Source organism: Nostocoides sp. F2B08, assembly GCF_009184895.1.
GTDB lineage: Bacteria > Actinomycetota > Actinomycetes > Actinomycetales > Dermatophilaceae > F2B08.
The window spans coordinates 250,124-271,362 of record NZ_WESE01000002.1; the positions used below are offsets into that span (position 1 = coordinate 250,124).

General features: G+C 70.5%; 21 protein-coding genes and 1 tRNA gene. 8 read left to right on the forward strand and 14 right to left on the reverse strand.

Features of this window, described 5'->3' with window-relative positions:
- Positions 1-10 precede the first annotated feature (10 nt).
- The 4 genes from GA707_RS04790 to GA707_RS04805 are packed head-to-tail and all read right to left on the reverse strand — an operon-like array spanning position 11 to position 4,903.
- The gene (locus GA707_RS04790) at positions 11-1,345 is read right to left on the reverse strand and encodes a hypothetical protein (protein ID WP_152177281.1); all 1,335 of its coding nucleotides are present in this window, start codon (positions 1,343-1,345) and stop codon (positions 11-13) included.
- Positions 1,338-3,059 carry an AAA family ATPase gene (locus GA707_RS04795; RefSeq protein ID WP_152177282.1) on the reverse strand — a complete coding sequence of 574 codons (1,722 nt, stop codon included), beginning with the start codon at positions 3,057-3,059 and terminating at the stop codon, positions 1,338-1,340. Before GA707_RS04795 ends, GA707_RS04790 begins: the two co-directional genes overlap by 8 nt.
- A 22-nt stretch (positions 3,060-3,081) precedes the next feature.
- The gene (locus GA707_RS04800; RefSeq protein WP_152177283.1) at positions 3,082-3,639 is read right to left on the reverse strand and encodes a hypothetical protein; all 558 of its coding nucleotides are present in this window, start codon (positions 3,637-3,639) and stop codon (positions 3,082-3,084) included.
- A 25-nt stretch (positions 3,640-3,664) separates the two neighbouring features.
- A complete protein-coding gene (locus GA707_RS04805; RefSeq protein WP_152177284.1) occupies positions 3,665-4,903 on the reverse strand; it encodes a toxic anion resistance protein in 1,239 nt (412 codons plus the stop codon).
- A 61-nt stretch (positions 4,904-4,964) separates the two neighbouring features.
- On the opposite strand from GA707_RS04805, the gene GA707_RS04810 reads away from it, so the two are divergent.
- Positions 4,965-6,263: a DUF4921 family protein gene (locus tag GA707_RS04810; protein WP_226963538.1), complete on the forward strand. Its 1,299-nt coding sequence runs from the start codon at positions 4,965-4,967 to the stop codon at positions 6,261-6,263.
- Between the two features lie 211 nt (positions 6,264-6,474).
- On the forward strand, positions 6,475-7,395 hold the full coding sequence (locus tag GA707_RS04815; protein ID WP_152177285.1) for a type IV toxin-antitoxin system AbiEi family antitoxin domain-containing protein: 921 nt from the start codon (positions 6,475-6,477) through the stop codon (positions 7,393-7,395).
- 141 nt (positions 7,396-7,536) lie between these two features.
- Here the strand turns inward: GA707_RS04815 and GA707_RS04820 are convergent, their stop codons facing one another.
- A complete protein-coding gene (locus GA707_RS04820; protein ID WP_370459999.1) occupies positions 7,537-8,787 on the reverse strand; it encodes an acetyl-CoA hydrolase/transferase family protein in 1,251 nt (416 codons plus the stop codon).
- A gap of 71 nt (positions 8,788-8,858) precedes the next feature.
- Between GA707_RS04820 and GA707_RS04825 the strand changes: the two genes are divergently transcribed.
- Both GA707_RS04825 and GA707_RS04830 read left to right on the forward strand, forming a co-directional pair.
- On the forward strand, positions 8,859-9,902 hold the full coding sequence (locus tag GA707_RS04825) for an NAD(P)H-dependent glycerol-3-phosphate dehydrogenase (protein ID WP_152177286.1): 1,044 nt from the start codon (positions 8,859-8,861) through the stop codon (positions 9,900-9,902).
- A gap of 16 nt (positions 9,903-9,918) precedes the next feature.
- Positions 9,919-10,434, forward strand: a complete 516-nt coding sequence (locus tag GA707_RS04830; protein ID WP_152177287.1) for a pyridoxamine 5'-phosphate oxidase family protein — start codon at positions 9,919-9,921, stop codon at positions 10,432-10,434.
- Positions 10,435-10,483: 49 nt separating this feature from the next.
- Here the strand turns inward: GA707_RS04830 and GA707_RS04835 are convergent, their stop codons facing one another.
- Together GA707_RS04835 and GA707_RS04840 are read right to left on the reverse strand one after the other, a co-directional pair.
- The gene (locus GA707_RS04835; protein ID WP_193315174.1) at positions 10,484-11,116 is read right to left on the reverse strand and encodes a YdeI family protein; all 633 of its coding nucleotides are present in this window, start codon (positions 11,114-11,116) and stop codon (positions 10,484-10,486) included.
- A gap of 1 nt (position 11,117) precedes the next feature.
- Positions 11,118-11,939, reverse strand: a complete 822-nt coding sequence (locus GA707_RS04840; RefSeq protein WP_152177288.1) for an LLM class F420-dependent oxidoreductase — start codon at positions 11,937-11,939, stop codon at positions 11,118-11,120.
- Between the two features lie 113 nt (positions 11,940-12,052).
- Here GA707_RS04840 and GA707_RS04845 point away from each other — a divergent pair, with 113 nt between their 5' ends.
- Positions 12,053-14,155, forward strand: a complete 2,103-nt coding sequence (locus GA707_RS04845; protein ID WP_152177289.1) for an NAD(+) synthase — start codon at positions 12,053-12,055, stop codon at positions 14,153-14,155.
- A gap of 3 nt (positions 14,156-14,158) precedes the next feature.
- Here the strand turns inward: GA707_RS04845 and GA707_RS04850 are convergent, their stop codons facing one another.
- Genes GA707_RS04850 through GA707_RS04870 form a run of 5 tightly spaced genes read right to left on the reverse strand, consistent with a single transcriptional unit; the run spans position 14,159 to position 18,566 of the window.
- On the reverse strand, positions 14,159-15,592 hold the full coding sequence (locus GA707_RS04850) for an amidase (RefSeq protein WP_152177290.1): 1,434 nt from the start codon (positions 15,590-15,592) through the stop codon (positions 14,159-14,161).
- Positions 15,589-16,221: a S9 family peptidase gene (locus tag GA707_RS04855; protein ID WP_193315175.1), complete on the reverse strand. Its 633-nt coding sequence runs from the start codon at positions 16,219-16,221 to the stop codon at positions 15,589-15,591. Before GA707_RS04855 ends, GA707_RS04850 begins: the two co-directional genes overlap by 4 nt.
- 1 nt (position 16,222) lies before the next feature.
- On the reverse strand, positions 16,223-16,555 hold the full coding sequence (gene cutA / locus GA707_RS04860; protein WP_193315176.1) for a divalent-cation tolerance protein CutA: 333 nt from the start codon (positions 16,553-16,555) through the stop codon (positions 16,223-16,225).
- Positions 16,556-16,590: 35 nt separating this feature from the next.
- The gene (gene dcd / locus GA707_RS04865) at positions 16,591-17,166 is read right to left on the reverse strand and encodes a dCTP deaminase (RefSeq protein ID WP_152177292.1); all 576 of its coding nucleotides are present in this window, start codon (positions 17,164-17,166) and stop codon (positions 16,591-16,593) included.
- Positions 17,167-17,201: 35 nt separating this feature from the next.
- The gene (locus tag GA707_RS04870) at positions 17,202-18,566 is read right to left on the reverse strand and encodes an HNH endonuclease signature motif containing protein (protein ID WP_152177293.1); all 1,365 of its coding nucleotides are present in this window, start codon (positions 18,564-18,566) and stop codon (positions 17,202-17,204) included.
- A gap of 116 nt (positions 18,567-18,682) precedes the next feature.
- Here GA707_RS04870 and GA707_RS04875 point away from each other — a divergent pair.
- Positions 18,683-18,753: transfer RNA gene (locus tag GA707_RS04875), tRNA-Gly, on the forward strand.
- Positions 18,754-18,812: 59 nt separating this feature from the next.
- Positions 18,813-19,631, forward strand: coding sequence for a heliorhodopsin HeR (gene heR / locus GA707_RS04880; protein WP_226963539.1), 819 nt, complete (start codon positions 18,813-18,815; stop codon positions 19,629-19,631).
- 132 nt (positions 19,632-19,763) lie between these two features.
- Here the strand turns inward: heR and GA707_RS04885 are convergent, their stop codons facing one another.
- Both GA707_RS04885 and GA707_RS04890 read right to left on the reverse strand, forming a co-directional pair.
- Positions 19,764-20,255: a Gmad2 immunoglobulin-like domain-containing protein gene (locus GA707_RS04885; protein WP_152177294.1), complete on the reverse strand. Its 492-nt coding sequence runs from the start codon at positions 20,253-20,255 to the stop codon at positions 19,764-19,766.
- 136 nt (positions 20,256-20,391) lie between these two features.
- Positions 20,392-20,874 carry a nucleoside deaminase gene (locus GA707_RS04890; RefSeq protein WP_226963540.1) on the reverse strand — a complete coding sequence of 161 codons (483 nt, stop codon included), beginning with the start codon at positions 20,872-20,874 and terminating at the stop codon, positions 20,392-20,394.
- Between the two features lie 122 nt (positions 20,875-20,996).
- Here GA707_RS04890 and GA707_RS04895 point away from each other — a divergent pair, with 122 nt between their 5' ends.
- Complete coding sequence (locus GA707_RS04895) at positions 20,997-21,212, forward strand: DUF2945 domain-containing protein (RefSeq protein ID WP_152177295.1); 216 nt, start codon at positions 20,997-20,999, stop codon at positions 21,210-21,212.
- The last annotated feature ends 27 nt before the right edge of the window (positions 21,213-21,239 follow it).

A 21,239-nucleotide genomic window follows, 5' to 3' on the forward strand; every position in this document is an offset into this window, starting at 1 on the left:
AACTCCTGCCTCATCCGAACTCCCTGCGTCGCGCGATCATGCCCCAGGCGATCGCGGCGATCGCCAGGCCCGCCGCGAGAACCGTGCCGAGCGCCGCCACGACCACCCGCCAGCCACCCGCGGTCAGGCCCTCGGCCACCCGCTCGCTCGCCTCGGCCACGACGACCTCGGCCCGCTCGTCGAAGGCGTTGAACAGGTCGGACGCGGATCCCTCTTCGGTGGACACCGCCTGTTGGACGGCTCCCTCCCAGTCGCCACCCTCGTCCGCCTCCACGATCGAGGCGTGCGCCACCGCGTAGGCCGCCCAGGCGTCGGTGAGCTCGGTGTCGTCGGCGACCAGATCCCGGACCCGGCCGTCGGCCCCGGCCCAGGCCTCCTCGAAGGCAGCGCCGGAACCGCGTGAGATCAGCCGCAGGCTCTCGTTCGACTTGGCGTCGTTGGCCGCCGTCTTCGCCGCGGAGGTCTGGACGGCGGTCGCGAAGTCGCCCTGCTGGAGCCGCTCGGAGTCCGTGCGAACGGACCAGGTGACCGCGGTCGCCGCGATCGTCAACAGGGCGACGACGGCGGCGGCACCGACGAGACCGACGTTGAACCGGCGGTGGAAGACGTGCGCCAGGCGCTGGTTGAACCAGCCGAGGAAGAGCAGCACGATCACACCCGGCAACGCGACGACGATGGGCTGATGGGCACTGAACGCGCTCGTCGCGCGCTCCTCGTTCGCCGTGATCAGGGCGTCGAGGACCGGCAGGGTCTCCGCCCGCAGCTGCGCGCTGGCCTCGCGCAGGTACTGCGCCCCGACCGGCAGGCCCTGCCGGTTGTTGGCACGGGCCTGCTGCATCTGCTCGGCGTAGCGCAGCACCTGGGTGTTCAGGACGGCCAGGGCCTCCCGGTCGGCGGGCTGCGCATCGGCGGCGGCGATGATCAGGCCGTTGACCTCCTCGAGTGCGGCGTCGTACGCGGCCCGCTGCTCGGCGGGCTCCAGCCCTCCGACGAGGAAGGCGTTCGTCGCGATCGCGTCGGCCCGGAACAGGTTCGACTCGATCGCGTTGATGCGGGTCAGCTGGGCCGTGTTCGCGGCACCGGCCCGGCCCGCCTGGAAGCTTCCGGCGAGGAGCGCCACGGTGACCAGCGCCCAGACGGTCACCAGGACGATGAGCCCCGCCTGCCACCGCGCGAGGGCGGTGGGCACGTCGGACCCGCCCCGCAGCGACGGCAGCGAGGGGGTCGCGCTCGCGCCGACGGCGCCGGAGGTCGGTGCGACCGATGTCCCTGTCGGGGCCGGGCGGGTGGGCGGCGGAGGTGGAGCCGGTGCAGCCTGCACCCCGGTCCCGCCGGAGCTAGCCATCACCGCCCTCCTCATCTGCGTCCTTCTCCTCTGCGTCCCTCCGGGACACGTCGTCCTGAGTCTCCATCGTGCCCGATGCCGTCCACTCGACGGCATCGGTGGGACCCCCGGTCTCACCCTGAGGCGAAGTCAGCTCGATCGGGAAGTCGTCGACGACGAGCGTGCGCAGCTGCTCGATGGTCGGCTCGTCCACGTCGCGCAGCCGCCAGGCGTGCCGGCCGATGGCCGCCTCGAGCTGGTTGCGGACGAAGCGGGCGTTGCCGAACTGCGGTCCCTTCGGCGTCCCCTCGACGATCGTGGTGAGCCGCTCCTCGACGTCCGCGTCCGCGTCGTAGTCGGCACCCGCCACCATGAGCCGGAAGATCGCCACGAGCTCGTCCTCGGTGTAGTCGGGAAACTCGATGTGGGTGCGGAAGCGGCTCGCGAGGCCGGGGTTCTCGGAGATGAAGAGCTCCATGGGCACCGGATAGCCGGCGACGATGACGACGAGGTCGTCGCGGTTGTCCTCCATCTCCTTGACGAGGGTGTCGATCGCCTCGCGGCCGTACTGGTCGCCGCCGAGCGAGTAGGCCTCGTCGATGAACAGGACCCCGCCCTTGGCGCTCGCGCAGACCTCGGCCGTCTTCATCGCGGTCTGCCCGAGATAGCCGGCCACGAGCTCGCTGCGGTCGACCTCGACGAGCTGGCCCTTCGAGAGCAGCCCGACGGCGCGGTAGATGCCGCCCACGAGGCGCGCGACCGTCGTCTTGCCCGTCCCCGGGTTGCCGGTGAAGACGAGGTGCCGCGTGATGGTCGGGGACCGCAGCCCGGCCTCGACCCGCTTGCGCTCGACCTGGAGCACGGCGGTCTGCCGGTGGATCTCGGCCTTGACCTCGGTCAGACCGACGAGCTCGTCCAGCTCGGCGAGAAGCTCTTCGACGGTCTTGACCGGCTCGGTGTCGTCGGCCGTCGCGGTGGCCGCCTCGGCCTCGGTCTCGGTCTCGGTCCGGGTCTCGGAATCGGTCGCCGCCGCCGGATCGACCTGGTCCCCGGGGCGTGCGCCGTCCGCGGCGTTGGTAGGCAGCGGCGGCGCCGACCGGGTGCCGGTCGTGAGGTCGAACGCTCCCGGTGCGTGCGAGTCGCCGTCGCCGACGTCGAAGGCCGACCCGCTCGGCAGCCGGACGGCGGGGTCGTCGCGCAGGCCGCGGATCCGGCTCGAGACGTCCTTGAGCTCGTTCATCACCGAGGTCAGCAGCCGCTCCGCGGATGGCAGGTCGGGTGCGGAGCCGGGCGCGGGCACGCTCGGCGGCGTCGACGGCACCGGCCCGGCCGCCTGGCCCAGCTGGGCGGCGGCGGCGGTCGTCGCGTTCCCGAGCACCCGGGCGTTCTCGGCACCGAGACCGACGGCGGCCATCGCAACGTCGGCCAGGGCCCGCGCATACTCGGGCGCATACCGGCTGCGGGTCAACGTCAGCTGCGCCATCGTCGGGGTCGGTGCGCCACGGTAGCGTCGCCCCCGGGACGCCGCCGACATGAAGTCCTCTGCGGTCCGGCCGCCGCCCGTCTCGCGGACCCAGTCCACGTATGCGCCGGTCGCCGGCTCGGCGACCGTCGCCGCGAGCGACTCGGCCTCGGCACGCGCGACGTCCTGGGACACGCCTGCGGAGGCCGCGACCTCGAGGAGTGCCGCGAGGGCAGCGCTCAGCGTGGTCGGTCTGGTGTGGTCGGTCGACATATTCGTCCCTCGGTGCGGCGGTCTACAGGTCCAGGGTGTTCGTCGACGTGTTCGTCGGCCGGGACGGCGGTGTGGTTCCCGACTCCCCCACATCCATCGTGCTCTGCGCCCCGTGGCCGAACTTCGCCTCGAGGAAGCGACCGTGCGCGATGAGGGCCTGCGCGTCGGCGCGGTTGGCGGCGTCGAAGATCTTGTCCATCGTCGCCGCGAGCAGGTCGAGCTGTTCGACGAGGATCATCAGCGCCGTCTTGTAGCCCTCGATGGGGCGGGTGTCGGCCCACTGCCGCGGCAGTCGCAGGTAGGCGTCGAGCGCCTCGGGCAGGTAGTCGGTGGCCGTCGTCATGACCGAGTAGCCGTCGTAGCTGCCGAGACCGATGTCACGCAGCCGGGGCAAGGTCTGCTCGATCGTCGTGCTGATCCGCTGGACCCGGGCCCGGACGATGGGCGGGGCGTTCCGCTTGGACAACGAGTCGGCGACCTCGACCAGCGCCGCCCGGACGTCGTCCTCGGTCGGCGGGGCAGGGATGTCGGGACGCTCCGGCTCCTGCCGTCGTCCGCTCAGCCAGTCGAGGATCCCCACCTGTCCAACCGCTCCGCCCCGAGCCCTAGCGACCCGTGTCGCCGAGGTCGAGGGAGCCGCTGGCCTGGCGCTCGTCGTGCTTGCGCACCCGGTCGAGGTACTCCTTCGACTTCTCGACCTCGGTCTCGAGTGTGCCGATGGTCGCGGCCATGGTGTCGAGCGCCTTGAGCTTGAAGGTGTCGATCGAGTCCATCGTCGCGTAGATGTTCGCGAAGGCCGCCTGGAGCTGCTCCATCCCGATCGTCGACGAGGCGGCCTGCTCCTGGATCGCCGCCGAGTTGTCGCGGAGCATCTCGGAGGTGCGCTGGATCATGCCCGACGTCGTCGTGTTCAGTGCGGTGATCTGGTCGAGCACGAGCTTCTGGTTGCCGAGCGCCTGGGCGACGATGACGGCCGTCCGCAGCGCCGCGACGGTGGTGGTCGAGGCCCGGTCGACACCCTTGATGAGCTCGATGTTGTTCTTGATGATGATGTCGATCGCGAGGTAGCTCTGGATCGAGACGGCGAGCTGGGTGAGCAGGTCCTGATGCTTCTGCCGGACGTAGAACAGGACGTCCTGGCGCAGCGCGTCGGCCTCGGCCGGGTCGTTCAGCTCGATCTCGGCGATCCGCGCGGCGAGCCGGGAGTCGAGCCGCTCGGCGATGTAGATGTACTGGTTGAGCCGGCCCATGACGTTCCAGAGGTTCGTCTTCTCGAGGTTGAGCGCGACGTTGTCCTTGGTCAGCTCGTCCTGGCCGTTGCGCAGCGCGTGCAGGATGCCGTTGAGGTGCGACTGGCTCGACTGGTACTTGCGGAAGTAGTCGGTCATCCGGTCCCGCCCCGGGAGCCAGCTCGTCCAGCGGCTCGCCTTGCCACCCCCGCTCGGGTCGAGCTCCTCGACCGTGCGGCGCAGGTCGATGAGCGTCTTGCCGACCGTCGAGCCCTCCGAGAGACCGCCTTCCTGGAGCGCCCGAACCGGCCGCTCGAGCATCCGGTTGCTCGTCTCGGCGGCGCGCCGGATGTCGGCGTCGCCCATGGTCCGCACGTTCTCGGCCTGCCGTGCGAACTCGGGGCTCTTGGCCTCGGCGTTCGACAGGGCGGTCATGAACTCGTCGACCTTCGCGTCGAGCGCCGGCACCGCCTCCGGGGCGACCTGCGGCGCCATCTTCGGCGCCTGGGTGTCCCCGATCTGCGGCGGCGCCTCCGGGGCGGTGAGGACGAGCGCGTCCGGGGGCGTCAGGGGCTGGGCGGCCGCGGCGCCGCCGGGTCCGGGTGGCACAGTCATACCCGTCAGCCTAATCGCCTGGCTCGGCCTGCGGATCCTCCTTACGCATACGCTGGGGATCGTGCTTCCCGAGGCCGCCCATCCCATCCGACGCATGGCGGACGGGACCGTCAAGCAGACCAACCCTTTCTCGGGCACGACGGTCTGGACGATCCCGGGCCGGGCGAACCGCCCGATCACCCCGACCGGCCCCGAACCGCAGCCGATCGACCCCGAGGCGAGCGGCGCATACTGCCCCTTCTGTGAGAAGCGCTATCTGGAGACGCCCCCGGAACGGATGCGGTCGGTGGCCGGCGTGTGGCGGTATGCGCTCCCCGCCCCCGAGGTGGTCGCCGGCCCCGCGGACGTGCGGGTGATCCCGAACCTGTTCCAGATCCTCGCCTATTCGTACTGGCACGAGAACTACGGCTACGAGGTCCCGCCGCCCGGGCTGCGGCACGCCGAGGCCTATCTCGCCGACCCGCTCGGCCGCGACCACGTGTGCGCCATCGCGCGCACGCACGCGCTCGCCGGCGGGCTCACGGAGGAGGAGTGGGACGCGCTCGGCTCGAACGAGCAGGCCGACCGCGGTCGCTCGTTCTTCGGCAGCTGCCACGACCTCGTGATCCCCCGTCGCCACTTCGCCGACGGCGCGATGCTGACGACCGACCTCGCCGGCTCGGGCGCCCTGACGCCCGACGAGCACGCCGAGTACACCCGGGTGACCCTCGACGCCGCCGCCGCGCTGTACACCGGCAACGTGTACGCCGCCCACGTCGCGATCTTCCAGAACTGGCTGCGGCCGGCCGGCGCGTCCTTCGACCATCTCCACAAGCAGCTCGTCGCGATCGACGAGATCGGCGTGAGCATGCGCGAGGAGATCCGGCGGGTGCGGCGGAACCCGTGGCTGTACAACGACTTCGGCGTGGCCTACCCGAGGGCCGAGGGGCTCGTCGTCGCCGAGAACGAGCACGCCATCGCGATCGCCGGCTACGGCCACCGCTACCCCAGCCTCGAGGTCTACTCCCGCTCCGCCGCGCCGTCGCCGTGGCAGATGAGCCCCGCCGAGGTGCGCGGCTGGTCCGACCTGCTGCACGCCTGCCACGTCGTCTCCGGCGCGGAGGTTCCGTGCAACGAGGAGTGGCACTACCGGCCTCCCGGCGTCGAGGTGTCGATGCCGCTGCGGGTCGTCGTCAAGTGGCGGATCTCGACGCTCGCCGGGTTCGAGGGGGGCACGAAGATCCACGTCAACACCATCGACCCGTGGACCATGCGCGAGCGCGCCGTCGCCGCCCTGCGCGAGGCCCGGGCGGCGGGGCGCGTCGCCGACATGGCGCTCGGCGACGACTGCCCCGCCGAGCCGCTGCGCTACGTGATCTGAGCCCGCGGGTCAGGCAGGACGCCCGGCCTTTTCTTCCGCGGGAAGGAAACCCTCGCTCCGGGAAGGATGGTTCCCTTCCCAATGCCACGGTTTCGTTCCGGGAGTCGACAACGAACCGGTTCTCCACACGTGAACCGCGTGTCGGCCGCGTCGTCCACATCCCACCATATGGCCGTTGCGGAGGCTCTCCTCCCTTCAGCACCCTGTCCGCATGGACACCCTCGATCCGGCCCTCGTCGGCATCGCTCGTAGCCAGCACGGGATGCTGACGACGGCCCAGCTCCGCACAGCCGGGATGAGCACCGCCGCCATCGGCACGTCGGTGACCGATGGCACCCTGCTTCATCCCGGTCGTGGTCTGTACGCCGTACGCGCGTTATCGAGCGACGAGCCGCTAGGGTGGCATCGGCAGCTGGTCGCGGGGGCCTTCCTCCTCTACCCGGACGCGATCCTCACGGGAGTCAGCGCCCTGCTGGCCAACGGTCTCCCGGTCTGGGGCGCGCCCATCAGGAAGCCGCACCTCCTCAGGCCACGGGATCGCACGGGAGGGATGAGCGCCTTCCGGATCGGCCGGGCCATTACGGGTCAACAGGAGACTGATTCGCCGTGGGGACCATGCACGCCGCTGGCGGATTCACTCGCCCGCCATGCCATGATCACGGGCATCGTGCCAGGAGTCGTGACTGCGGACGCAGCCTTGAACGCGAAGCTCCTGACGCGCCAGGAGCTCGCCTCCGTGGTCGAGCGCGTCAGCCAGTGGCCGCACTCCAACCGCGCCTCCGCCATGCTCTCGTTCTGCGATGGCCGCCGAGAGTCGGTCGGGGAGTCTCGCACTGGAGTCACGCTCGCGTTCGCGGGAATCGAGTTGGTGCCCCAGGTGGTGATCACCGACGAGCACGGGAAATTCATCGCCAGGGTCGACTTCCTCGTCAAGGGCACACGAGTGATCGTCGAATTCGACGGCAAGGTCAAGTACGGGGGCGACGACGGCACCGCACTGTTCGAAGAGAAGAAGCGAGAGGACCGACTACGCAGCCTGGGCTACATCGTGGTTCGCATCGTCTGGGCTGACCTCGAGACGCCGGGCGCCGTCGTCGCCAAGGTCCGCCGGGCGTTGGCCCTGGCGGCGTGAGACCGTGAGCGGCTGAGCCCCCGGCCGACGCCGATAAGCCTTGGGAAACGACCTCCACCTTCGGGAAGCAAGACTTGTTTCCCACCGATGACCTTTCCTTCCCACGGAAGAAGAGGCGACGAGCGCACCCCGCAGCCCGACTCAGGCGAGGCCGAGGTAGCCGGCTTCCTCCCACAGCTCCTCGCGGACGCTGGGGTGGGCGGCGTTCTCGATGATGGCGGCGGCCTGGTCCTTCTCGGGACGGCCGGCGACCTCGGCGATGCCCTGCTCGGTGACGATCGCGCTCATCTGGAACGACGTGACCGGCTCGTCGATGAGCGGCACGACCGTCGAGACGTTGGCTTTGGGGTGCCAGGAGCGCAACGCCATGATGGCCTGGCCGCCGACCGCGTGCAGCGCGCCGACGATGAAGTCGGTCTGTCCGCCGAAGCCGGAGTGGATCCGCGCGCGGCGGCGGGAGGCGTTCGCCTGGGCGAACAGGTCGACCTGCAGCGCCGTGTTGATCGACGTCATGCCGGGCTGCTTGGCGATGTTGGACGGGGCGTTGATGGTCTCGGTGCGCAGCATGAGCACCTGCTCGTTGCGGTGCACCCACTCCATGAGCTCCTGCGAGCCCATCATGAACGACGCGGTGACATAGCGGTCCGGGTCGAGCGCGCCGGCATCCTGCAGGTCGAGGACTCCGTCACTGAACATCTCGGTCCACAGCCCGAGGTTGCGGCGCGCGGTCAGCCCGGCGAGCGTCGCGTCGGGGACCTCGCCGATCCCCATCTGCAGCGTCGACCCCGAGCCGACTCGACTGGCACAGAGGTCACCGATCACCGCCGCCGACTCGCCGCGCTCGCCACCCGGCTTCGGCGGGCGGGGGTGCGCGATGACGTCGTCGGCCTCGATCCAGCCGTCGAAGAGGTCGAGGTCGTACTCCGCGTCGCCGAACGTATACGGCATCCGTTCGTTGACCTGGGCGAAGACGAGCCCGCCGCGGCGGCGGACCGCCTCGATCGCCGCCGGCATGACGTTGACCTCGATGCCGAGCGACACCTTGCCGTCGACCGGGGCCGAGGTGTGCACCAGCACGATGTCCGGGTGGAGGGTCCGCGAGAACAGCGTCGGCACCAGGGAGAGTCGGGCCGGCACGTACTGCAGCGAGGAGCTGCTGCGCATCCCCGCGCCGACGAACGACGTCTCGTGGATGACGCCCTCGCGGTCGGGGATCCCCTTGGGCGCATTGAGGACGTTGAGGCGGTACTCGGTCAGGGCCGAGTCGACGATGCGCAACAGGGCGTGCGGCACCGCGACGTTGCCGCTGCACACCACCCTCGGGGTCTTGATCGTCGCGCAGTGCTCACGGACGGTGGTGGTGACGGACTCGGCGGACATCGGCGCGTTCACCCGCCCATTGTCCCAACGGCGGACCCCGTGCGCAGCGCAGGGTCCCCTCATCCACGGGCATACTCGGATCTATGCACGTCGCCGTGATCGGAGCCGGGTCCTGGGGGTCGGCCCTCGCGAGCCTGTTGCGCTCGAAGGACCACGACGTCGTGCTCTGGGACATCGACGAGCTCACCGTCTCCGGCATCGCCGCGACCGGCGACAACGAGCGCTACCTCCCGGGCATCTCCCTGTCCCCCGGGCTGCGCGCGACGACGGACCTTGCGGCGGCGGTCGTGGGTGCCGACCTCATCGTGCTCGCGGTGCCCTCGCAGGTCACGCGTGAGGTCGCCGAGCGCATCCGGCCCCTGCTGCCGACCGCGGCCGAGGACTGCGTGCTCTGCTCGGTGACCAAGGGTATCGAGGTCGAGACGCTGATGACGATGCACCAGGTGCTCGAAAGCGTGTTCCCCCCCGAGGTGCACCCACGGCTGACCTACCTGTCCGGGCCGTCGTTCGCGGTCGAGGTGGCCGCCGGGTTGCCGACGGCGGTCACCGTCGCCGCCCGCGATCTGGTGTATGCGCGGCGCACCCAGATCGCCTTCGCCACCAAGTTCTTCCGCCCGTATGTGACGGAGGACGTCATCGGCGTCGAGATCGGCGGCTGCGCGAAGAACGTCATCGCGATCGCCGTGGGGCTCGCGAACGGGCTGGGCTTCGAGCGCAACGCCGACGCCGCGCTGATCACCAGGGGGCTGTCCGAGATCACCCGGCTCGCCATGGCCCTGGGCGCCGACCCGCTGACCCTCGGCGGGCTCGCCGGCGTCGGCGACCTCGTGCTCACCTGCACCTCGGAGAAATCGCGCAACTACCGGGTCGGCTACGGCCTGGGCCAGGGCGAGGACCTCGAGACCGTCCAGCAACGGCTCGGGCAGGTCGCCGAGGGTGTCGTCAACGCCAAGGCGGTCCACCTGCTCGCGGTCAGCCTCGGCGTCGAGATGCCCCTGTGCAACGCGGTCTACCGGCTGCTCTACGAGGGGCTGACGCCGCAGCAGGCGGTCGACGAGCTCGCCGCCCGCGATCTCAAGCACGAGCTGCCCGGGCGGCCCCTCCCGGATGGTGGTGACGACGCCTGACGAGTAGCGTCCACCCATGGAGACGACGCCGATGTCGAGCCGCCCGGCGATGCCGGAGGGCTACGGAGTGCCCGAGACCACGGCGGGCCTGCTGACGTGGGACCAGGTGGAGCCGCGGCTGCGCGACTCGCTCCACTACTGGATCAGCAGCGTGCGACCCGACGGACGACCGCACTCGGTGCCGCGATGGGGCGTCTGGGTGGACGGCCGGTTCTGGTACGACGGTGCGCCCACGACCCGCCACACCCGCAACGTCGAGCACAACCCCGCGGTGACCCTCACGCTGGAGAGCGGCTCCCAGGTCGTCATCGTCGAGGGCGAGTCGCGCGCGTCCCGCGCCGAGCCGGACGACCTCGGCCGCCGGCTGGCGGAGGCGTTCGGCAAGTACGCCGACGCCGGCTACGCCCCCACCGCCGACTCCTGGGCGGGTGCCGACGGCGGGGGGCTGCGGGTCATCGCTCCGCACCGGGTGCTGGCCTGGTTCGCGTTCCCAGCCGACGTCACGCGGTTCACCTGGCCGGACCGAGCCTGAGCGGTGCGGCTCTCACTCGTGTCCGCGTTCGGCCATTCGCGGTGCCGCGTTACCCGAGGTCACGGGCTGCGGCCGCGGCCCGCTCGAGCCACCGCGGCCGATCGCCGTAGTCCAGCGGACGCACCCGCTCGCCCCGGGCGCACGCCTCGACGAGGGCGCCCAGACGCCGATCCTGGGTGGCCTCCTGGCGGGCCGAGGTCACCCAGTCCGCCGCGTTCTTCCGGTATGCGCTGCTCGCCTCCGCCCAGAACGCCGCCGCGGCGGGAACGGCCTGGATCCGCGCGAGCTGGTCATCGCTCAGCGTGCCGGAACCGGTCGGGGCCGGGCGCCGGCGAGCGTACGCCTCGAGACCCGCGGGGCGCATCCGGCCCTCGGCGATGAGCCGCTCGACGTGGGCGATGTTGACCTCGCTCCAGCCGCTCCCCCGTCGGCGCGGCGTCCAGCGCTGACGGCGGCTATCGTCGTCGATGCGCTGGCTGACACTGTCGATCCATCCGAAACAGAGCGCCTCGGGCACGGCCTCCTCCCAGGTCAGCCCGCGGTCGGTGACGTGCTTCTTCCGCAGCCCCATCCACAGCTCGGTCGCGGTGTCGTGGTTCGCCTCGAGCCAGGCGCGGAACTCCGCCGCGTCGGCGAAGAAGACCGCCGGACGGTCGGGAGTGCCGCCGGGAGTGCCGGTCACGTCACTGCGGCGGTCGAGGACTCGCGTTCAGCTCGTCCCGCCACCGCAGCCATGGCTCGACGAGTGAGAGGTCGTAGTCCGGTCCGCCCAGACCGACGGTGAACAGTCGGGCGCCGAGGTCGTACAGCGGCCGCCCCTCGACCTCCGGCGACTCCGGACGGCGACCCTCCCGGCCCCGCCCGCCGACTCCGACGGAGAGCTCGATCTCGGCGATGTCCCGCCCGACCGTCTCGCAGTGCCCGCGGAGAACGCCGATCTTGTGCTGCAGCTCCTCGCCCTGCGAGAAGGTGTGCCAGATGTGGGCGTGCTCGGCGACCATCCGCAGCGTCTTGCGCTCACCTCCACCGCCGATGAGCACCGGGATCTCGCGGGTGGGCGGGGGGTTGAGCCGACCGAAACGCTCCTTCATCCGCGGCAGTGCCTCGCGCAGGTCGTCCAAGCGCGAACCCGCGGTGCCGAACTCGTAGCCGTACTCGTCGAAGTCGCGCTCGAACCAGCCCGACCCGACGCCGAGGATGAGTCGGCCGTCGCTGATGTTGTCGACGGTGCGCGCCATGTCGGCGAGCAGGTCGGGGTTGCGATATGCGTTGCACGTGACGAGCGCGCCGATCTCGATGCGGCTGGTCTGCTCGGCCCAGGCGCCGAGCATCGTCCAGCACTCGTAGTGCTTGCCGTCCGGCTCGCCGTACAGCGGGAAGAAGTGGTCCCAGTTGAAGGCGACATCGACGCCCATGTCCTCGACCTCGCCCAGGCGCTGGCGGATGACCCGGTAGTCGGCGTGCTGCGGCTGCAGCTGGACTCCGATGCGGACCGGTCTGTTCATGCCTGACTGTTCACTACCTGACTCCATGATCCGACCCTAGACCCGCGTGCGGCGCACGTCCCTTCGGACCGGAGCACCGCATACCGGAAGAGCGACGTGCCAGACTGCGATCCGTGAGCTTCCACTCGATCTACGACCAGGGGTTCGCGCGGGTCGCGGCCTGCACGGTGCCGTCGGCGCTCGCCGATCCGGCGACGAACGCAGAGCGGATCCTCGAGCAGGCCAGGCTCTGCCACGAGAACGGTGTCGCCGTCGCACTCTTCCCCGAGCTCTCGCTCTCCGGCTACGCGATCGACGATCTGCTCATGCAGGACGTCCTCCTGGACGCCGTCGACGCCGCCGTCGTGACGATCGCCGAGGCCAGCGCCGACCTGCTGCCGGTCATCGTCGTCGGTGCGCCGCTGCGGCACGAGAACCGCCTCTACAACTGCGCGGTGGCGATCCAGGGCGGCTCGGTGGTCGCCGTCGCGCCGAAGTCGTACCTGCCGAACTACCGCGAGTTCTACGAGAAGCGCTGGTTCGCCGCCGGCGACGACACCGGGGGACAGTACCTCCACCGGCCGCACTGGCCGGGCGCGGACGCCGACGGGGACGTCTGCTTCGGGCCGGATGTGCTGCTCGAGGTTCTCGACGTCCCCGGCCTGACGATCCACGTCGAGGTGTGCGAGGACATGTGGGTCCCGGTTCCGCCGAGCCACCGGGCCGCGCTCGCGGGTGCGACCGTGCTGCTCAACCTCTCGGCCTCACCGATCACGATCGGACGCGCCCAGGACCGGCACATCCTGGCCCGATCGGCGAGCGCACGGTGCAACGCGGCCTACCTGTACGCGGCGGCCATGTCCGGGGAGTCGACGACCGACCTGTCGTGGGACGGCATGACCATGGTCTACGAGATGGGGGACCTGCTCGGGCAGAGCGAGCGGTTCCCGGAGACCGCGCAGAGGACCGTCGTCGACGTCGACCTCGACCGGCTGCGCCAGGAGCGGATCCGCCAGGGGTCCTTCGACGACAACCGGCGCACGGCGGAGAAGGACACCACCGCATACCGGGTCCTCGAGCTGACCCTCGACCCGCCGAGGGAGGATCTCGGGCTGCGCCGGCACGTCGACCGGTTCCCGTTCGTGCCGGACGACCCGGAGCGGCTGGCCCAGGACTGCTACGAGGGCTACAACATCCAGGTGCACGGCCTCGAGCAGCGGCTGCGCGCGATCGGCGGATCCCCCGCCGGCGAGGCGGTCGACCCCGAGCGCACCCCGCGGATCGTCATCGGGGTCTCCGGCGGGCTCGACAGCACCCACGCGCTCATCGTCGCGGCCAAGGCGTGCGACCGGCTCGGCCTGCCGCGCACGCACATTCTCGCGTTCACGATGCCCGGGTTCGCGACGAGCGACCACACGAAGTCCAACGCGCAACTGCTGTCCGAGGCGCTCGGGTGCACGTTCGAGGAGATCCCCATCCAGCCGCTCGCGACGCAGATGCTGCGTGAGCTCGGGCATCCGGCCGGTGACGGCGAGGCCGTCTACGACGTCACCTACGAGAACGTCCAGGCCGGACTGCGCACCGACATCCTGTTCCGCGCCGCGAACCAGCGCGGCGGGATCGTTCTCGGCACCGGCGACCTGTCCGAGCTCGCACTCGGGTGGTGCACCTACGGCGTCGGCGACCAGATGAGCCACTACGGCGTCAACGCCGGCGTCCCGAAGACCCTCATCCAGCACCTCATCCGCTGGGTCATCTCGTCCGGCCAGTTCCCCGAGGCCGGGGTCAACGAGACGCTGCAGTCGGTGCTCGACACCGAGATCACGCCCGAGCTCATCCCGACCGCCGACGGCGAGGAGCCGCAGTCGACCGAGGCCTCCATCGGCCCGTATGCGCTGCACGACTTCTCGCTGTACCACGTCCTTCGCCGGGGGTACCGGCCGAGCAAGATCGCCTTCCTCGCGTGGCACGCGTGGCGGGACGTCGAGGTGGGCGAGTGGCCGCCGGGGTACCCCGAGGCGGACCACGCCGCCTACGACCTCGCGACGATCCGGTCGTGGCTGCAGGTGTTCGTGCGACGCTTCTTCGCCAACCAGTTCAAGCGGTCGGCGCTGCCGAACGGGCCGAAGGTCGTCGCCGGCGGATCGCTGTCCCCCCGCGGCGACTGGCGGATGCCCTCGGATGTGTCCGGGCGCGCGTGGCTCGCCGAGATCCAGGCGAAGGTTCCGGACGCCTGAGGCTCACACCGGCGACGCCACATCCTGGATGCGCGGGAACGGCGCGGCCTCCTCGATCTCGTAGGCCACCTCGAGGAGGCGCCGCTCGTCGCCGATGCGGGCCGAGACCATGACGCCGATGGGGAGGCCATCGTGGGTCAGGCCCGACGGCACCGCGATGGAGGGGGCCCCGGTGGCGTTGTGCCAGGGGGTGAATCCGGTGTACGCGACGAGCCGCTCGAAGTGCTGGGTGAAGGTGAGGTCGGCCGAGAGGTGGCCGATGTGCGGCGTCGTGTGACAGAGCACCGGGGACAGCACGACGTCGACGTCGGAGAACGAGCGCTCATACGCGCGGCCGGAGGCGGCCAGTCGCGCGATGACGAGCGGCATCTTCGGCAGGCGGCGGCGGGCCCGGCGGGCCAGCCCGAGGGTGAGCGGCTCCAACCGCGAGGTGTCGAAGTCGGGACCGAAGATGCGGCGGCCGTTGACGACGACGCCGAGCGCGAGGAGGGACCAGTAGTCCTCGAAGTCCCGCCGGAACGATCCCGGCATGTCCGGCCGGTGTTCGACGACGTCGTGACCGAGCCCGGTGAGGAGGCCGGCGACCTGCTCGATCGCAGCCGTGGTCGGCGCGTCGGAGACCGGGGCGGCAGGGCTGTCGACGGTGACACCGATCCGCAGCCGGCGCGCCGGTGCGTCCTTGACCGCGCCGATCGGAGGGAGGTCGGGGTTGCGGTAGGTGAGCTCGGCCGCCTCGAAGAAGCGGGCGACATCGCGCACCGACCGCGCGAGGACGCCCTCGGTGACGAGCCGGACCGGCATCTCGTCGGAGGACTCCTCCGAGCGCAACCGTCCGCGGCTGGACTTCAGCCCGACGAGCCCGCAGACCGCCGCGGGGATCCGGATCGACCCGCCGCCGTCGTTGCCATGTGCGATCGGGACCGCTCCCGCGGCCACGAGCGCGGCGCTGCCGCCGCTGCTGCCACCCGTGGAGTAGCCGGTGTGCCAGGGGTTGCGGGTGACGTCGTCGCCCATCCGCTCGGTGGTCGCCGTCCAGCCGAACTCCGGCATCGTGGTCAGCCCGAGCAGGTTGACGCCGGTGTCGAGGAGCTGGCGGGTGAAGGCGCCGTCCCGGGACCGGGGACGGTCGGGCAGCGACCTCGACCCCATGGTCATCGGCATGCCCTTGACCCGGATGTTCTGCTTCGCCATCGCCGGCACCCCGCCGAAGGCCCCGCGCGGCTTGCGGAGCCGTCGGGCCCGCTCGACTGCCGCGTCGAAGTCCCGGTAGGCGACCGCGTTGAGGCGCGGGTTGACCCGCTCGATGCGCGCGATCGCGGCCTCGGTCACCTCGACCGGCGAGACCTCGCCGGCCGCCAGACGCTCGGCCACACCGGTCGCGTCGAGCTCGCCGAGCGCGTCGTCTCCGAACGCGTGGACCGTGGTCGGCTCCGTCATGTCGGAACCCGTCTGCCGAGCTCTCCCATGACGTATGCGGTGACCCGCTCGTGCCACCATCTCGCCTTCCGGAGCAGGGCGTGGTTCTCCCCCTCGAGGAGCTCGAGCGTGACGTCGGCGCCCTTCGCCGTCAGCGCCCGCGCCATCAGGCTCGAGCCGCTCGCCGAGGTGATCCGGTCGTCGGTCCCGTGGCCGAGGAAGACCGACAGTCCCGGTCGGCCGTTCACCGGGTCGTGTCGCTCGACCCAGGTCGCGAGCGTCGCGACGACCTCCACCGCCGGGTCGTCCATGACGTGCAGCGCCGTACGTCCGCCCATGCTGTGACCGACGAGGGCGATCGGACGGCCCGGGAACCGGTCGGCTACCTGCTCGAGTGCCCACCGGGCGTCGGCCACCGGAGAGCGGTCGGCGCCGTTCCAGCCGCGCACCGCATACCGCACCAGCGCGACGGCCACGTCCCGTCGCGCTCGAGCGAGGGACCAGGCGAACGGCACCAGACGCAGCACGGGCAGGCCGTAGCGGCTGACCGGCTCGAGGCTGTCCTGGGTGCCACCGTGCAGGACGAGCACGACGGCGGCCGGGTCGTCGGGCTCGCGGAACCACTGCAGGTCGGGCTCGGATCGCCTCACGTCAGGGATGCTCCACCGACTCCCCGACCGACTCCTCGACCCAACGCTCGTAGGAGCCGAGGCCGGCCGTGACTGGCACCGCGAGGATCTCGGGCACGTCGTAGGGGTGGATCGCCGTGACGGCGGCGCAGACGGCCTCGAACGACTCGGTCGATGTCTTGACGAGCAGGAGGATCTCGGTCGCCTGCTCGACCTCGCCCTCCCAGACGTACGTGGAGGTCAGTCCCGGCAGCTGCTGCACGCACGCGGCGAGCCGGGCGTCGACGAGGTGGCGTGCGATGCGGTCGGCGACCTCGGCGTCGGGGGCAGCGATGCGGATCTCGATGAGCGACATGTCGGTGGGACCTGGCGATGTGGGCGCCGAGTGGTTCAGACCTCGGTGCGATGGAAGTTGTCGTAGGAGCGGCTCGCCGTGGGGCCGCGCTGGCCCTGGTAGTGCGAGCCGTACCTCGAGGAGCCGTAGGGGTTCTCGGCCGGAGACGAGAGTCGGAAGAAGGCGAGCTGACCGATCTTCATGCCGGGCCACAACATGATCGGCAGGGTTGCGACGTTCGAGAGCTCGAGAGTGACGTGGCCGCTGAAGCCGGGGTCGACGAAGCCGGCCGTGGCGTGGGTCAGCAGGCCGAGGCGCCCGAGGCTGGACTTGCCTTCGACCCGCGCGGCGAGGTCGTCGGGAAGAGTGACGGTCTCGAGCGTGCTGCCGAGGACGAACTCGCCGGGGTGGAGCACGAAACCCTCCGCCGGGTCGACCTCGACGAGGCGGGTGAGGTCGGGCTGGTCCTGGGCCGGGTCGATGACGGGGTACTTGTGGTTGTCGAAGAGCCGGAAGTACTTGTCGAGCCGGACGTCGATGCTGCTCGGCTGGATCATCGCCGGGTCCCAGGGGTCGAGGACGACCCTGCCTGCGTCGGTCTCGGCGCGGATGTCGCGGTCGGAGAGAAGCACGCCGTCAGGGTATCCGCTTCGCCCCGAGCCGAGGCTCAGGCGGCTGGGGACGGCGGTGGGTTCGGCATGATGTCGATCCACCCCAAGTCGAGGCGCTCCCCGGTCGGCCCCTGCCAGGTGGGCTGCGGCTCGACGGCGTCCTGCTCGGCGTCCCCCGGTGTGTCGTCCTCATCGGCGGGCGGCCCTGTCGGCGGCGGTGGGTTCGGGACGGCATGGAGTGGCTCCAGAGGCCAGCCTCCGCGGCCGGTGAAGAGGAAGTGACCCGGCAGGTCCGGATGCGCCGCGATGCCGAAGCCTCCCGCGTGATGGGAGTCGTGGTGGAAAGCGCACAACGCGACGAGGTTGTCGAGGTCGGTGCGGCCGCCGTCGGTCCAGTGCTCGACGTGATGGACGTCGACATGGCCCGTCGACAGGCACCCGGGGTAGGCACAGCCGCCGTCCCGAGCGATGACGATGCGTCGCAGGCGCTCGGGGACGATCCGCATCGACCGACCGAGGTTGACCGGCTGTCCGCCGGTCTCCCACACCGGAACCAGGGTGCCGTCGCACGTCGCCGCCCGGAGCATGTGGTCCGGGAGCCTGCCGACACCCGGCAGCCAGCCGCCGTCGGTGTCGAGGTGGACGTTGACGCGGTACTTGCGCGAGCGGCTCGTGCCCTCGAGCGTGCTCAGCGAGCGGTTGCACACCTCGACGAGGGCGTCGGCGAGCGTCGCCTGGGTCTGTCCCGCGGCGAAGAGCGCGTCCTTGGCCTCGCGGATCGCCTGCTCGACGAGGGCACCGACGGAGGCCGGTGCCGAGAATCGGAGGGTGAAGATGCCGTCGGCGTTGGTCGACATCGTCAGCACCGGGTCCTCGCGCACGGAGTTCGGGCCGGCCTTCTCGCCGGGAGTCCGCGGCTCGGGCGTCTCGTCGGAGTCGGTGTTGTCGTCGTCGCGGTTGTCGGAGTCGGTGTCGACATCCTTCTGGAAGCCGTAGCGCGAAAGCGCGCGTCGCAGCTGCGGCACGGTGCACCTCTCCGCGAGGGCTGTGGCAGCCTGGGAGTGGCTCGCCGGCAGATGCCGCGTCAGCACCGACGCCTGGTCCAGCGACAGCGATCCCGTCGACAACGACGCCATCGCCTCGGGCAGCTCGACCGACCGCCGCGCCATCCGCACAATGTCGCGGGCGGTGGCCGGGGACACCCCCGCCCGCACCATCAACCAGTGCTCCGGCGAGCGGATCCCACCCTCGTTCCACAGCGAGCGCTCGAGCAAGTCGATGGTGATGCCGACGAGCTCGGCATGGGTGCGGTTGAGCCGGGTGCACACCGCTCGGGTGCGCTCGCGCAGGGCCTCGAGATCAGCGGTCATGGCCTCGATGCCGATCACGGATCCGTCGCTGTTGCGAGCCCCCATCTCCATGACCAAACGCTACGGACGAGGTCTGACAACGCTGGTCCGTCACCTGATCGGTTGTCCACATCGGGTGGGTTAGACTGCCGAGGCTGCGGCCTTCACACACGTCCGGCCGCGGACATGCCGGTGTAGCTCAATGGTAGAGCGCCAGCTTCCCAAGCTGGACACGCGGGTTCGATTCCCGTCACCGGCTCCGATGGCCACGGCCACGGCGGCTAGCCGTCGAGAACCGCGCGCACCCATAAGGTCGAGGTGACCACCGCATACAGGGAACGGAACCTCATGACCACGGACACCGCTGCCAGGGATGACATCGACGAGAGCACCTTCACGCGCCTGCGCAGGTGGAACATCGGCGCCGCCGTCTTGCACGCGGCCCAGGCGGCGGCGGTACTGGCGCTCGCCAACGACTTCACGCTACCCATGACGGGCACCTACCTGGCGGGCCCCCCGGGGACCGATCCGAGCGAGCAGGTGACGCTGTGGAACGTGCCGACCGGACTCGCGATCGCGCTCTTCCTCGCGCTGTCGTCGATCTTCCACATCATCGTCGCTTCGCCGCCGTTCTTCGACCGCTACCGCGAGGGTCTGCGACGCAACCACAACTACTTCCGCTGGGTCGAGTACTCCCTGTCGAGCTCGCTGATGATCGTCATCATCGCCCAGCTCGTCGGCATCTCCGACATGGTCGCGCTGCTCGGCCTGTTCTGGGTCAACGCCGCGATGATCTTCTTCGGCTGGCTCCAGGAGCGCTACCACCAACCCGGCGACGGCGACCTCACGCCGTTCCTCTTCGGCTGCATCGTCGGCTCGATCCCGTGGATCGGCATCCTCCTGTACGTCATCGCACCCGGGTCCGCGAGCGGCGCCGAGCCGCCGGCGTTCGTCTACGGGATCATCGTCTCGCTGTTCCTGTTTTTCAACAGCTTCGCCGTCGTGCAGCTGCTGCAGTACAAGCAGGTCGGGAAGTTCCGCGACTACCTCGTCGGCGAGCGGACCTACATCATCCTCAGCCTCACCGCGAAGTCCGCACTCGCCTGGCAGATCTTCGGCGGCACGCTCGCGACGTAGGCCCGCGACGCAGCGGCGGTATGCGCCGGTCGCCTCAGCCGATGAACTCATCGAGGTCGGCGCACAAGTCCCGACCGTCGGTCTCGCGGAGCCCGGTGAGCTTGTCGAACCGGGCCCGGTATCACCGAAGTATCAGGCTCGCGGCACCCGGATGACGTCGCCCGGGTGGATGAGGTTGGGGTTGTGGATCGTCGTCGGGTTGGCCACGACGAGTCGGTGATAGAGGCTCCCGTTGCCGTAGTACTGGTTGGCGATCGTCCAGAGCGTCTCCCCGAACGTCACGGTGTGCTCGAGATAGGTCGTGTAGCCCGGCACGATCTGCGCCCCGAGCAGCACGGGCACGACGACGCCGTCGAGCTCACTGCCGTCCTTGGCGGAGACGTGGAAGACCTCGATGAAGACCCGGTCGCGGATGAACGACGCACCCGAGACGTCCACCGAGATCTGGAACTGGCCGTGGCCACCGGCCCCGTCACCGGCCATGAAGTGACCGGTCACCTCGTCGTGACCCTCCGTGATGCGATAGCTGAAGCCCGCCTCGAAGGCCGCCCCGGCTACGCCCCCGATCTGGATGGTGTTGCCGACGATGTCGTACGGACGCGGCTGCTGGACGTCGATGCTCATCGGATCCTCCTCGTTCTCCCTCCTCCAGTGTGCTCCTCGGTCGAGCCCGACGCAGCGGTACGCGCTGATCAGGCGCGTCGGGCCCGTGACGGGGCGGCGCATCGGCGAGGCCGCGGGTGCTGACGAGGTCGTCCGCTCAGTACGACACCCGGTCCGGCTTCTCCGACCACGCGACGAACGGCGCTCCTGACTCGGCGACCTCGAGCCGGTCGAGCCGGACCGGCAGCTCGTCCCCGTGCACCGACAACAGCTCATAGAACCTGAGGTCGTCGAAGCCCGCAGCCGCCGCGTCGTACCGGTCCGCCGCATACACGATGCGGTCCAGACGGGACCACAGCGAGGCGGTGAGGCACAGCGGGCACGGCTCGCACGACGCATACAGGGTCGCTCCGGCGAGCGAGAAGTCGCCCTGGGACCAGCACGCCGCGCGGATCGCCATGACCTCCGCGTGAGCGGTCGGGTCGAGGTCCGGGGTGACCCGGTTGACGCCGGAGCCGACCAGCGCCCCGTCCGCCACGACGGCCGCCCCGAACGGCCCCCCGCCGTCGGCGACGTTCGCGATCGCGAGGTCGACGGCGAGGGTGAGCCAGTGTTCGTCGGTCAGGTGGTCTGAGTGCACAGGATCAGTTTGCTCCCACAACAAGGGGGTATGCGCCCGTCGCGTCGCACATCACGGTCGGCTGGCCGCTCCACGCGTCGTCGCACCAGCCGACACCCTGTACGCGGGGCATAGTTGCGGCCATGGCGATTCGCACGGGCACGACCGTGACCTGGTCCTGGGGCAACGGCCACGCCGAGGGGACGGTGACCGAGGTCCATCACGACACGGTCACGCGTACGACGAAGGGCGAGGAGATCACCCGGCACGGGTCCGATGACGACCCGGCCTACGTGATCGAGCAGGAGGACGGCACGGTCGTGCTCAAGCTGCGCAGTGAGGTCGAGCGCAAGGGCTGAGCGCGCGCACCCCCACTGAGAAGGGGC